The organism is Xinfangfangia pollutisoli (assembly GCF_020179405.1).
Classification (GTDB): Bacteria; Pseudomonadota; Alphaproteobacteria; order Rhodobacterales; family Rhodobacteraceae; genus Pseudogemmobacter; species Pseudogemmobacter pollutisoli.
In genome coordinates this window covers 1-12,513 of the sequence record NZ_JAICBZ010000100.1, presented here as the reverse complement: position 1 = coordinate 12,513, position 12,513 = coordinate 1, and the positions used below count along the sequence as shown (strand labels likewise).

Genomic DNA, 12,513 nt, shown 5'->3' with positions numbered 1-12,513 from the left:
GGCCCTTGACCCAGAAAGCCTCGTTCGCGGCGATGTCGCGGCAGCACAGCGAGACGGCGGCAAAATCGCTGATCCCGTCATCGCACCCGCTTTTCCGACATAATGGCGCCGCAATGGCGCGGCATCCCTGCGAAAAGGCCGAACCGGGCGTTAACGAAGATCCGGCAAGATCGGCGCGGCGTCCTGCAGCGCGGACGTGGGCGGGCGGGCAAGACGGCGGCAAGGCGGCGGCAAGGCGGGACGGGCGGCAAAGGCGCGAGATGATCGAATTCGAGAATGTCTCAAAGTCGTTCTGGACCGGCAAGCGGCGCAAGGTCATTCTCGACCGCGCCTCGTTCCGGGTCGAACTGGGCCGGTCGCTGGGCATTCTGGCGCCGAACGGCACCGGCAAGACCACGATCATCCAGATGATGGCCGGGCTGGAAAAACCCGATGAGGGCAGGATCACCCGCACCTGCCGGGTGTCCTTTCCGCTGGGCTTCATGGGCGGCGTTTCGGGCAAGCATTCGGCGCATCAGAATGCGCGCGACATCGCCCGGCTTTACGCGCTGGACCCCGATTATGTCGAAAGCTTCTGCCGCTGGCTTTGCGATCTGGGCGAATATTTCGAGATGCCGATCTCGACCTATTCCTCGGGGATGAAGTCGCGCTTCACCTTTTCGCTGATGCTGGCGATCGAATTCGACATCTACCTGATCGACGAGGGCATGCCCTCGACCGCGGATGTCGAGTTCAACCGCAAGGCCGGCTCGATCCTGCGCGAGCGGCTGAAGAATGCGACCGTTGTGATCGTGTCGCACCAGGCCGCAACGCTGGAAAAATTCTGCCGTCAGGCGGCTGTTCTGCGCAACGGTCAGCTGTACATGTTCGATAGTCTGGAAGAAGCGAGGCGTCTCTATGACTATGCTTAAGGCCGCGCGGTTCCATATCCGCCGTCCCGATCCGGTCAGCGCGCCCGCGGCCCCGCCGCCCCGGCCAGTGACGCCTGCCGCGACGCCTGCCGCGACGGCGGGCGAATTGCTGTTCGACAATCACGATGACGGGTTCGGCGAGCAGATCTTCCCGACCGCGGGCGCCACGCCCGACCGCCCGACCGCGGCGCTGCGCCGCCCGCCGGCCGAGCCGGGGGCGCTGCGCGAAGCCGATCCGGTCGAGGCGGCCCTGGAAGCGATCCGGCGCGAGGGGCTGACCGGGCGCCAGCTGCGCACCGCGCGGCGCATCGCCCAGCGGCACAACCTGCCCGCCACCTCGGACCAGGACGCCGTCCGCCTGCTGCGCGAGGCGGGGATCGACCCGTTCCAGCGCGCCTCGATGCTGGAACTTGTCACCGCCGAGCCGCCGACCCAGGCCGATGGCGGCGGCCAGATGCCGCCCCAGCCGCCCGGCTCTGGCCGCGCGCTGACGCCTTTGCCCGGCGACGGGGTGCGCCTGCCGCAGACGGTGAAGCCGATCCAGCTGCCCTCGACCGAGCAGCGGGCGGAAGTGAACCACGCCGCCGAAATCCTGAAGATGCAGCGCGACATCGCCAAGCGCCGCCGCCGCCGGCTGGCGCTTCTGTCGGCGCGGATGTTCGTCTTCATCTTCCTGCCCACCTTCCTGGCCGGCTGGTATTTCGCCTATGTCGCGACGCCGCTTTACGACACGCATTCGGAATTCGTGATCCAGCAGGCCGAACCCCCCGCCGCCGCCGGCATGGGCGGGCTGTTGTCGGGCACGGCGCTGGCCACATCGCAGGATTCGATCAGCGTGCAGGGCTATCTGCAAAGCCGCGAGGCCTTCCAGCGGCTGGAAGCCGATCACGGCTTCCGCGAGCATTTCCAGGGCCCGAACATCGACCCGATCCTGCGGCTGGCCGACGATGCCTCGATGGACGATGCCTATAAGCTGTACCGGAAATACGTTCAGATCTCGTATGATACCACCGAGGGCATCATCAAGATGGACGTTCTGGCCGCCGACCCGCATCTGTCCGAGGTCTGGGCCAAGCAGCTGATCGACTATGCCGAGGAACAGGTCGACCATCTGACCCAGCGCCTGCGCGAGGATCAGATGAAGGGCGCGCGCACCAGCTATGAAGAGGCCGAGCAGGCGGTGATCGACGCGCAGCGCCGGGTGGTGGACCTGCAGGAAAAGTTCAAGGTCCTGTCCTCGGAAGTGGAAGTCACGCTGCTGACCACGCAGATCGGCCAGCTGGAAACCCAGCTGACGCAGGAAAAGCTGAACCTCGCGCAGATGGAGGCCAACAGCAGCCCCAACCAGGCCCGGATGGAGCCGGTGAAGCGGCGGATCGTCACGCTTGAATCGGAAATCGCCCGGCTGCGCGCCAAGCTGACCGAAGGCGACGGCGACAGCCAGGGTCTGGCCAAGGTCCAGGGTGAATTGCTGGTGGCCCAGGCCGATGTGACGACCCGGCAGGCGATCCTGGGAACCGCGCTGCAGGCGATGGAGAACGCCCGGATCGAGGCGAACCGCCAGGTGCGCTACCTGTCGACCCCGGTGGCGCCGGTCGCCGCCGATACGCCCAGCTATCCGCGCGTCTTCGAGAATACGCTTGTCACCATGTTGATCCTTCTGGGCATCTACCTCATGGTCTCGATGACCGTGGCGATCCTGCGCGAACAGGTATCGTCGTAATCTTCGGGCGGGGTTCGGACGTGGCGGTGCTGCCGCCGCGGGCCGGACCGGCCGGACATCAGATCGGGAAGACAGGATGAAGACCGTCAAGATCGGCGCGCTCAGCGCGGGGAACGACCTGCCGCTGGTGGTGATCGCCGGGCCGTGCCAGCTGGAAAGCCTGGACCATGCCCAGATGATCGCGGGCCGGATGGCCGAGGCCTGCAAGGCGGCCGGCGCGGGCTATGTGTTCAAGGCCAGCTATGACAAGGCCAACCGCACCTCGCTGTCGGGTCGGCGCGGCATGGGGATGGAGGCGGGGCTGAAAGTGCTGGCCGCGATCCGGGCCATGGGGATTCCGGTCCTGACCGATGTGCATGATGCCGGCCAGGCGGTCGAGGCGGCAACGGTGGTGGATGTGATCCAGATCCCCGCCTTCCTGTGCCGGCAGACTGATCTTCTGCTGGCCGCGGGCCGGACGGGGGCGGTGGTGAATGTGAAGAAGGGACAGTTCCTGGCGCCCTGGGACATGGCGAATGTGGCCGAAAAGGTTGCCAGCACCGGCAATGACCGCATCCTTCTGACCGAGCGCGGCGTCAGTTTCGGCTATAATGCCCTGGTCGCCGACATGCGGGCCCTGCCGATCATGGCGCGCACCGGCTGGCCGGTGATCATGGACGCCACCCATTCGGTGCAGCAGCCTGGGGGCTTGGGCGGCGCCTCGGGCGGGCAGCGCGAATTCGCGCCGGTGATGGCGCGGGCGGCCGTGTCGCTGGGCATTGCCGGCGTCTTCATCGAGACCCATGAAGACCCCGATCGCGCGCCCTCGGACGGGCCGAACATGGTGCCGCTGGACCAGATGCCGGCGCTGGTGGCCAGTCTGATGGGCTTTGACCGGCTGGCCAAGGCCGATCCGCTGCGGGTCTGAGGCGCGGAAGGCCGAGGCGCAGGCGGTCAGGCCACCTGCCCCGCCGCCCAGCCCGACGACCAGGCCCATTGGAAATTATAGCCGCCCAGCCAGCCGGTTACGTCGACAACCTCGCCCACGAAATACAGGCCGGGCACCGCCTTGGCCTGCATCGTGCGCCCGTCCAGGCCGGCCGTGTCGACCCCGCCCAGCGTGACTTCGGCGGTGCGGTAGCCTTCGGACCCGACAGGCTTCAGCCGCCAGTCCTGCAGCCGCGCCGCCAGCCGGTCCAGCGCATCGCTGCGCATCTCGGCCAGGGGGCCGGTCAGACCCGAGGTCTCGGCCAGATGCCGCGCCAGCCGCTCGGGCAGCAGCCGCGCCAGGGCGCCCGCCAGCTGCCCCTTGCCGCCCTGCGCCTTGGCCGCGCGCAGCACCTCGGCCGGTTTGGCCCCGGGCAGCAGGTTCAGCGCGATCTCGTCGCCCTCGCGCCAATAGCTGGAAATTTGCAGCACTGCCGGGCCCGACAGGCCACGATGGGTGAAAAGCAACGCCTCGTCAAAGCCTTGCCGCCCGCAGCTGACCCGCCCCGGCAGCGACACGCCCGCCAGGGGGCGCAGCCAGTCCAGCTCTTGCTCGGCGAAGGTCAGGGGCACCAGCGCCGGCCGCGTTTCCGTCACCGCCAGGCCGAATCCCTCGGCCAGCCGGTAGCCATAGGCCGAGGCGCCCATCTTCGGAATCGATTTGCCCCCCGTCGCCACCACGACCGAGGCCGCCTCCTGCACCCCGCGCGGGGTTTCCACCGCGAATCCCTCGCCCCGCCGCGTCACCGCCCCCGGCGCGCAGGACAGCCACAGGTCCACCCCGGCCGAGGCCATGTCGCGGACCAGCCAGTCGACCACCTGCGTGGCCGACCCGTCGCAGAACAGCTGCCCCAGCGTCTTTTCATGCCAGGCGATTCCCGCCGCATCCATGCGGGCGATGAAATCCCATTGGGTGAATCGCTTCAGCGCCGACAAGGCAAAGCGCGGATTCGCGCCCAGATAGGCATTGGCCGCGATGCCCAGATTGGTGAAATTGCACCGCCCGCCGCCCGAGATCCGAATCTTCTCGCCCGGTTTGGCCGCGTGATCCAGCACCAGAACCCGTCTTCCACGCCGCCCGGCCTCGATCGCGGCCATCATGCCGGCGGCACCTGCCCCCAGCACAATCACATCCCATGACATTTGCCTCAAAACCCCTCTTGCAGCCCCCGTAACCCTTCGCTAAACACCGCCGCACGGTTGGGGCGTCGCCAAGCGGTAAGGCAGCGGTTTTTGGTACCGCCATACCCAGGTTCGAATCCTGGCGCCCCAGCCAACCTTCCGAAGTCACGGAAAAGCCAGCCGAAACAGGCCCCCGCAGCGCGGGGGCCGTTTCGTTTCAACGGCTTGCCAGGGCGTCGCGCAGAAGCGCCGTGACCACGTCGCCCGGCACGTCATCGGCCACGAAAGCCTGGCCGATCCCGCGCGCCAGGATGAAGCGCAGCTTGCCATCGACAACCTTCTTGTCCTGCGCCATCAGCGCCATCAGCGCCTCGGCCCCCGGCAGATCGCCCGGAATATCGGCCAGATCGACCTTCATCCCCATGGCGCGCAGATGGGCGCGCACGCGGCTCGGGGCCTCTTGCGCGCAAAGACCCAGCCGCTGCGACAATTCGAAGGCCAGGGCACAGCCCACCGCCACGCCTTCGCCATGCAGAAGACGGTCGCCGAATCCGGTCGCCTTTTCCAGCGCATGGCAGAAGGTATGGCCCAGGTTCAAAAGCGCCCGCTCGCCCTCTTCGGTCTCGTCGCGTTCGACGATTCCGGCCTTCATCTCGACCGAGCGCGTCACCGCCTTCAGCCGTGCCTGAACATCGCCCGCCGCCAGCGCCGGCCCCTCGACCTCAAGCCATTCGAAAAACAGCGGGTCGCCCAGCAGCCCGTATTTCACCACCTCGCCATAACCGGCCAGAAAGTCGCGCGCCGTCAGCGTGCCAAGCGCGCCGATATCGGCCAGGACCAGGCTGGGCTGGTGGAAGGCGCCGACCAGGTTCTTGCCCTGGGCCGTGTTGATGCCGGTCTTGCCGCCGACGCTGGAATCGACCTGAGCCAGCAGCGTGGTCGGGATCTGCACGAAGCGCACCCCGCGCCGCAGCACCGCGGCCGCAAAGCCCACCAGATCGCCGATCACCCCACCGCCCAGGGCCACGACCACATCCTTGCGCTCGACCTTGGCCTCCAGCAGCCATTCGACGCAGCGCGCGAATTGCGCCCAGCCCTTGGTGCCCTCGCCCGGCGGCAGGGCCAGCGCCTGCACCGCAATCCCTTCGGCCGCCAGTGCCGCTTCCAGCCGCGGCAGATGCAGCGCGGCCACCGTTTCATCGGTCACCACCGCCACCCGCTTGCGCCGCAAGAGGGGCGCGATCTCGGCCCCCGCCCGGTCGATCAGCCCTTCGCCGATGCGCACCTCATAGCTGCGCGCCCCCAGCTTCACCGGCACGATATTCATGGTCTCACTCCGTCAGAAGAACGTCCGGCCGGGCTTTCAGGGCCTCGATCACCCGCGCGGCCATCTGCTCGACCGAGTAGTCGGGCGCCGCATCCACGGCAAGATCGGCCTGGGCGTAGAAGGGAATGCGCGCCTCGTACAGCTGGCGCAGCGTCTCACGCGGGTTGGCGGTGCGCAAAAGCGGGCGCGTCGTCTTGTGGCGCACGCGATGCCACAGCAGATCCAGATCGGCCCGCAGCCAGACCGAGATCCCGGCCTCGTGGATCAGCGCGCGGTTGCGTTCGGCCAGAAAGGCGCCGCCGCCGGTCGACAGAACGCAGGGCGCGCCGCGCAGCAGCCGGCCGATCACCTCGGATTCGCGGTTGCGGAAGAAGGGCTCGCCGTCGCGTTCGAAGATTTCCGCGATCGAGGCATTGGCGGCGCGGACGATTTCCTCGTCCGAATCAAGGAAGGGCACTTTCAGCATCCGCGCAAGCGCGGTCCCGACCGCGGTTTTCCCCGCGCCCATCATCCCCACCATGACCACGGTTTTCTGCAGCCGCAGCATTGCCCTTCACCTTGTCGTGATGCCCCGGGCACTTGCCTGCCGAACCGGCGCTTTCCGCCCCTCAATGGCGTGATCTTCACCGGAAAGCCATATATATTCGCCCCCGAAGCACCCGAACCCGGCGGCCGAAGGACCGGGGCAAGGCGCTGCGGGCCAGGCCGGACACCCGGTTCAGGGCCGCGCAGAGGACAGGCAGAACAAGGACGGGACGGATGGGGCGTATTTTCAAGGCATTGATCGTGCTGGCGATTCTGGGTTTCGTCGGGCTGACGGCCTTTGCCTATCTGGGCGACCTGACCCCGGTGCAGACCGAGGTGACAAAACCAGTGGTGCTTGATGCCGAGTAAGCTTTTCGCCCGGACCGCGCTGGCCGTTCTGACGGCCGGGTCCGGTATGGTCCATACGCCCGTATGGGCCGCAGGCGACGATCCGCTGTCGGCGATCGACTGGCTGTCGCAATCGGTGACCAGCCCGGCCACGGTGCCGGGCGCGCCGGCGATTGCCAGTCTTGAGCCGCCGGTCACCAAGGGCGGCGCCCTGCCCGCCTCGGTGGCGACCACGCCGCTGGATGCGGCCTCGCCCGACGCGGCGGGGCTGATCGCGCCTTCCGTCTCGGGGCTGCCGCGCAACCTGTGGGGCGCTGGCCGGACCGAAGAGATCGCCCAGGCCATCGCGCGCGACCGGATGGACAGCCTGCCCGCGCTGCGCCAGCTGTTCCTGACGCTGCTTTTGGCCGAGGCCACGCCGCCGGCCGATGCCGGCACAGGCGGGCGGCTGTTGCAGGCGCGGATCGACAAGCTTCTGTCGGTGGGCGCCTTGGAACAGGCGGCGGCGCTGATCGAGATCTCGGGCGCCAAGACGCCGGATCTGTTCCGCCGCGCCTTCGATGTGGCGCTGCTGACCAATAACGAGGACCGCGCCTGCGAGGCGATGCAGAATGCGCCGGGCCTGGCGCCGACCTTCCAGGCGCGGATCTTCTGTCTGGCCCGCGCCGGCGACTGGGATGCGGCGGCGCTGACCCTGCAGACCGCGGCGGCGCTGGGGCAATTGACCGGCGCGCAAGCCGATCTGATGGCGCGTTTCCTTGACCCCGAAATGTTCGAGGGCGAGATGATGACTCCGCCGCCCAATCCGGTCACGCCGCTGGACTGGAAGATCTACGAGGCCATCGGGGAATCGCTGCCGACCGGCAGCCTGCCCATCGCCTTTTCCTATGCCGAAATCGGCCCCAATGCCGGCTGGAAGGCGCAGATCGAGGCGGCCGAGCGGCTGACCCGGGCCGGCACCATCGCGCCGAATGTGCTGCTGGGGCTGTACACCGAACGCGATGCCGCGGCCTCGGGCGGGGTCTGGGATCGGGTCGATGCCTTCCAGGATTTCGACGCCGCCCTGCGCAGCGGCGATGCCGACCGGGTCGCGCAGACCCTGCCGGTGGTCTGGGCGCGGATGCAGGAGGTCGAGCTGGAGGTGCCCTTCGCGCTCCTTTACGGCCGCGATCTGGCGGCGCTGAACCTGTCGGGCGAGGCCGCCGCCATCGCCTTCCGCGTGGGCCTTCTGTCGCCCTCGGCCGAGGCCATCGCCCGCGACCATGTGCCCGCCGATGCGACCGAGGCCTTCCTCAAGGGTCTTGCCAGCGGAAAGATTGACGGGCTGACCGCGCCCGACAGCATGGCCCGCGCCATTGCACCGGCCTTCCTGGCGCCCGCGCCCTCGGTCCAGACCCAGGGGCTGCTGCAGGGCGACCGGTTCGGCGAGGCGCTGCTGGCCGCGATCGAGGAAATCGCCCGCGGGGTCGAGGGCAATCTGGCCGGGGTCACCCAGGGCCTGTCGCTGCTGCGGGTGGTCAAGCTGGAAAGCGTGGCGCGGCGCGCGGCGCTGGAACTGATGATCCTGGAGCGGCGCGGCTGATGGCCGCGGCGCCGGCATCGCCCGACCGATGGATCTCTGCCTGGCTTGACGCGCTGGCCGCCGAAGCGGGTGCCGCGCGCAACACGCAGCTGTCCTATGGCCGCGACCTGTTGGATTTCACCGCCTGGGTCGCGCGGCAGGGCCTGGATCTGGCGCAGCTGACCCGGGCCGATGTCGAATCCTATCTGGTCTTCTGCGATGCGCAGGGGCTAAGCACCGCGACGCGGGCGCGGCGGCTGTCGGCGATCCGCGGATTGTACCGTTTCGCCTTTGACGAAGGCTGGCGGGCCGACAATCCGGCGCTGCGGATCGGCGGGCCGGGCCGGCAGCAAAGCCTGCCCAAGACGCTTTCGCAAGACGAGGTCACCCGCCTGATCGACGCCGCCCGCGCCCATGGCCGCACCGACTCCGACCGGCTGCGCAATGCGGCGCTGATGGAACTGATCTATGCCACCGGCCTGCGGGTGACCGAGCTGGTCACCCTGCCCCAGGCCGCGCTGCGGGGCGATCCGCGGATGATCCTGGTGCGCGGCAAGGGCGACAAGGAGCGCATGGTCCCGCTGTCCGCCCCGGCCCGCGCCGCCGCCGCCGCCTGGCTGGCCGCGCTGGATGCCGAGGCCGAGGCCCTGCGCAAGGCCGGCAAGCCGGTGCCGAAACACCTGTTCCCCGGCGCGGGTGCGGCCGGCCATCTGACCCGCCAGAACGCCTTCGCGCTGCTGAAAACCTTTGCGGTCAAGGCCGGCGTCTCGCCCGACAAGGTGACGCCGCATGTGCTGCGCCATGCCTTCGCCACCCATCTTCTGCAGGGCGGCGCCGATCTGCGGGTGATCCAGACGCTGCTGGGCCATGCCGATCTGGCCACGACCGAGATCTATACCCATGTGCTTGAGGATCATCTGCGCGATCTGGTGTTGACCCATCACCCCCTTGCGCGCAAGGGCAAGCCTGACCGATAACCGGCTTCTGGCCGACGCATTCCCCCAAAGGACCTATGGACACAGCCTTCTGGATCACCTCGGCCGCCATTCTGGCGCTGATCATGGCCTCCGCCTTCTTCTCGGGCTCGGAAACCGCGCTGACGGCGGCGTCGCGCGCCAAGCTGAAGGGACAGGCCGACAAGGGCTCGGTCGGGGCACAAAGCGCGCTGGTCGTCACCGAAGACCGCGAGCGGATGATCGGCGCCCTGCTTCTGGGCAACAATGTCGTCAACATCCTGTCTTCCGCGCTGGCCACCGCGCTGTTGACCCGGGTCTTCGGCGACAGCGGCGTCGCGCTGGCGACGCTGGTGATGACGGTTCTGGTGCTGATCTTCGGCGAGGTCATGCCCAAGACCCTGGCCATCACCTATCCCGAACCGATGGCGGCGCGGGTGGCGCCGATCGTGCGGGTGCTGACCTTCCTGCTTGCGCCCATTGTCACCGTGGTGCGGCTGCTGGTGCGGCTTTTGCTGCGGCTGGTGGGGGTGCGCGCCAGCGCCGAGGACAATCTGCATGCGCTGCGCGAGGAAATTGCCGGTGCGATCGCGCTTGGCCATTCCGAAGGCGCGGTGGAAAAGGAAGACCGCGACCGGCTGCTGGGCGCGCTGGATCTGGGCGAGCGCACGGTCGACGAGATCATGCGCCATCGCCGCCAGATCGAGATGATCGATGCCGATCTGCCGCCGCAGACCATTCTCAGCCAGGTTCTGGCCTCGTCCCATACCCGTCTGCCGGTCTATCGCGGCTCGGATGACAACATCCTGGGGGTGATCCACGTCAAGGATCTGCTGCGCGAGGTCGACCGGCTGGTGCGTGGCGACGCGCATGAGGGGCTGGCGTCGCTGGACATCGCGAAAGTGGCGATGAAACCCTATTTCATCCCCGAAACCACCACGCTTGACGAACAGATGCGCGAATTCCTGAAGCGGCGCACCCATTTCGCCCTGGTCGTTGACGAATATGGCGGGCTGGAAGGGCTGATCACCCTGGAAGACATTCTGGAAGAGATCGTGGGCGAGATCACCGACGAACATGACGTCGTCTCGCGCGAGCGCAGCCTGCAGGCCCTGCCGGAAGGCGGCTATCTGGTCGATGGGTCGATGACGATTCGCGACCTGAACCGGGCGATGGACTGGTCGCTGCCCGATCACGAGGCGAATACCGTGGCCGGGCTGGTGATCCATGAAGCGATGATGATCCCGACCGAGGGCCAGGTCTTCAGCTTCCACGGCTTCCGCTTCGAGGTGATGGCGCGGCGCGAGAACCGCCTGACCAAGCTGAAGATCCGCCCGCTTTAAACCCCTTGCCCTGAACCCGGGCCCCTGCCGTCAGAAGATGTCGATCGCGTTGGCCAGCCCGTTCAGGCTCGTCACCCCCGCCAGCAGCACCGATCCATCGGCGCCGAAATCGAAGCGCACCCCTTCGGCCGTGACATGGGCATAGCGGTCGACGACCTGCTGGCGCGTCAGGCTGGCGCCGTTCCACAGCCCGTCATCGAAGGCCAGCCGGTCCCGCTCGGCCAGGCGGAAATCGGTCACCCGGTCGGCGCCGCCCGCATCGTTGAAGCGGAACACATCGGCCCCCAGCCCGCCGGTCAGCACATCGGCCTGATTGCCGCCGATCAGCGTATCATTGCCCGCCCCGCCATCCAGCACATCGGCCTCGCTGCCGCCGCGGATCAGATCGGCGCCCAGCCCACCGAGCAGCCGGTCGCTGCCGGGGCCGCCTTCCATCGTGTCATTGCCGGCGCCGCCGCTGATCGTGTCGTTGCCGGCGAAGCCCACCAGCCGATTGGCCCCGGCATTGCCGGTCAGCGTGTTCGCGGCGGTGCTGCCAAACAGTTGCAGATCGTCCAGCCCCAGCAGCGTGGCCCGCGCGATGCCCGTGCCCAGGGCCAGCGACCCCGAGGTCAGGAATTCGACCCCATTGACCAGATCCAGCTTCACATTGCCCTGGCTCATGTCCACCGTCAGGGTGAAGCGCATCCCGTAAGGCGTGACGCCCGCCACCGCCAGCGCGGCGCTGGCCGCCACGCTTAGCGCATATCCGCCCGCGGCGCTCGATCCGGCCGTGGCGCTGCCGACGGTGAAGCTGGCGCCGCTGCGCCCTTCGCCGATCGAATAGAATCGGTCCTGATCCAGGTCGCTATAGACCACCCCGGTCAGGATCGGCAGGCTGCCCGAGCGGCCGAACAGTTCCGTCAGCATCGAGGCGTTGTAGTTGGTGCCGCCGCTGCGGAAGACGCCATCTTCGCGGGCGATCCCCACCTCGCGGAACGTGTCGTTCAGCAGATTGACGCGGTGGCCTGCGCTGCGAAACAGTCCCTCGTGATGCAGCAACACCGCGGTACCGCCGGGAATCCAGCCGCTGTAATTGCCGCGCCACGAGATGTTTTCGCCAATGTTGCTATAGGCATAGCCCTGTGCCGTCGCCCGGTTCCAGGGTTGCGATCCGCCCGCGCCGGTATGGCTGAACACGTCCTGGTCCAGCATCCAGCGGCTGTGCAGGACGGCCGCCTGCTCCAGCCGCGGATTGGCGGCCAGAACCTGGCGCGATCCGCCCGTCAACGTGCCCGCGGCCAGGCCCTGGTTCAGGTCGATCCCGTAGCGCGCCGCCTCGGCCACCGGGTCAAGGCGCGCGCGGTTGATCAGTTCAAGCAGATATTGCTCTTCGGCATTCAGCGTCATGGCAGATCTCGCTGGGCAGAAACTCTCGCCCAGGCTGATCAAGAAATACGGCGAGACTGGGGCAGCCCCCGCGCCACCGGCTAGCGTTTGCCGAAGATTGTCCCCAACACCCCGCGCACCACCGCCTGGCCGGTCTTGGTGCCCAGCTGGCGCGCAAAGCTTTTGGCGAAGGTTTCGGTGATGCTGTCGGACCGGCGCGCGGTCGTGGTCTTGCCGCCCGTGCCGGCTCCGGTCTTTGGCGCCGGCGCCGCCGTGCCACGGCCGCCGTCATAGCGCCGCGCCCGGTTGAACTCGGCCGGCCCGGCCTCGGGCGGGGCCCCGTCCTCGGCCGCGTCCGCACGCGCC

At 68.1% G+C, this 12,513-nt stretch carries 11 protein-coding genes, 1 tRNA gene and 1 pseudogene; 8 read left to right on the top strand and 5 right to left on the bottom strand.

Features of this window, described 5'->3' with window-relative positions:
* The first annotated feature begins 260 nt into the window (after nt 1-260).
* The 3 genes from K1Y73_RS19335 (at nt 261) to kdsA (ending at nt 3,541) form a co-directional block, all read left to right on the top strand.
* Nucleotides 261-911, top strand: a complete 651-nt coding sequence (locus K1Y73_RS19335) for an ABC transporter ATP-binding protein (RefSeq protein WP_225029943.1) — start codon at nt 261-263, stop codon at nt 909-911.
* Nucleotides 898-2,634: a capsule biosynthesis protein gene (locus tag K1Y73_RS19330; RefSeq protein WP_225029942.1), complete on the top strand. Its 1,737-nt coding sequence runs from the start codon at nt 898-900 to the stop codon at nt 2,632-2,634. The genes K1Y73_RS19335 and K1Y73_RS19330 overlap by 14 nt, the downstream gene beginning before the upstream one ends.
* A gap of 76 nt (nt 2,635-2,710) precedes the next feature.
* Entirely contained in the window at nt 2,711-3,541 is an 831-nt protein-coding gene (kdsA, locus tag K1Y73_RS19325; RefSeq protein WP_225029941.1) for a 3-deoxy-8-phosphooctulonate synthase, read from the top strand.
* Between the two features lie 26 nt (nt 3,542-3,567).
* Here the strand turns inward: kdsA and K1Y73_RS19320 are convergent, their stop codons facing one another.
* The gene (locus tag K1Y73_RS19320; RefSeq protein ID WP_225029940.1) at nt 3,568-4,743 is read right to left on the bottom strand and encodes a BaiN/RdsA family NAD(P)/FAD-dependent oxidoreductase; all 1,176 of its coding nucleotides are present in this window, start codon (nt 4,741-4,743) and stop codon (nt 3,568-3,570) included.
* A gap of 58 nt (nt 4,744-4,801) precedes the next feature.
* On the opposite strand from K1Y73_RS19320, the gene K1Y73_RS19315 reads away from it, so the two are divergent.
* Nucleotides 4,802-4,876, top strand: a tRNA-Gln gene (locus K1Y73_RS19315).
* A 63-nt stretch (nt 4,877-4,939) separates the two neighbouring features.
* On the opposite strand, the gene aroB is transcribed toward K1Y73_RS19315, so the two are convergent.
* Both aroB and K1Y73_RS19305 read right to left on the bottom strand, forming a co-directional pair.
* On the bottom strand, nt 4,940-6,049 hold the full coding sequence (gene aroB / locus K1Y73_RS19310) for a 3-dehydroquinate synthase (protein WP_225029939.1): 1,110 nt from the start codon (nt 6,047-6,049) through the stop codon (nt 4,940-4,942).
* 4 nt (nt 6,050-6,053) lie between these two features.
* Entirely contained in the window at nt 6,054-6,596 is a 543-nt protein-coding gene (locus tag K1Y73_RS19305) for a shikimate kinase (RefSeq protein WP_225029938.1), read from the bottom strand.
* Nucleotides 6,597-6,808: 212 nt separating this feature from the next.
* On the opposite strand from K1Y73_RS19305, the gene K1Y73_RS22070 reads away from it, so the two are divergent.
* The 4 genes from K1Y73_RS22070 to K1Y73_RS19290 are packed head-to-tail and all read left to right on the top strand — an operon-like array spanning nt 6,809 to nt 10,779.
* On the top strand, nt 6,809-6,943 hold the full coding sequence (locus K1Y73_RS22070; RefSeq protein ID WP_263626697.1) for a hypothetical protein: 135 nt from the start codon (nt 6,809-6,811) through the stop codon (nt 6,941-6,943).
* Nucleotides 6,933-8,504, top strand: coding sequence for a hypothetical protein (locus tag K1Y73_RS19300; RefSeq protein ID WP_225029937.1), 1,572 nt, complete (start codon nt 6,933-6,935; stop codon nt 8,502-8,504). Before K1Y73_RS22070 ends, K1Y73_RS19300 begins: the two co-directional genes overlap by 11 nt.
* Entirely contained in the window at nt 8,504-9,460 is a 957-nt protein-coding gene (locus tag K1Y73_RS19295; protein WP_225029936.1) for a tyrosine recombinase, read from the top strand. The genes K1Y73_RS19300 and K1Y73_RS19295 overlap by 1 nt, the downstream gene beginning before the upstream one ends.
* A gap of 35 nt (nt 9,461-9,495) precedes the next feature.
* On the top strand, nt 9,496-10,779 hold the full coding sequence (locus K1Y73_RS19290) for an HlyC/CorC family transporter (protein WP_225029935.1): 1,284 nt from the start codon (nt 9,496-9,498) through the stop codon (nt 10,777-10,779).
* A gap of 30 nt (nt 10,780-10,809) precedes the next feature.
* On the opposite strand, the gene K1Y73_RS19285 is transcribed toward K1Y73_RS19290, so the two are convergent.
* Nucleotides 10,810-12,168 (bottom strand): CAP domain-containing protein, encoded by a 1,359-nt coding sequence (locus tag K1Y73_RS19285; RefSeq protein ID WP_225029934.1) that lies wholly within the window; start codon nt 12,166-12,168, stop codon nt 10,810-10,812.
* An 80-nt stretch (nt 12,169-12,248) separates the two neighbouring features.
* Nucleotides 12,249-12,513 (bottom strand): annotated as a pseudogene (locus K1Y73_RS19280) (helicase HerA-like domain-containing protein); the annotation flags it as partial.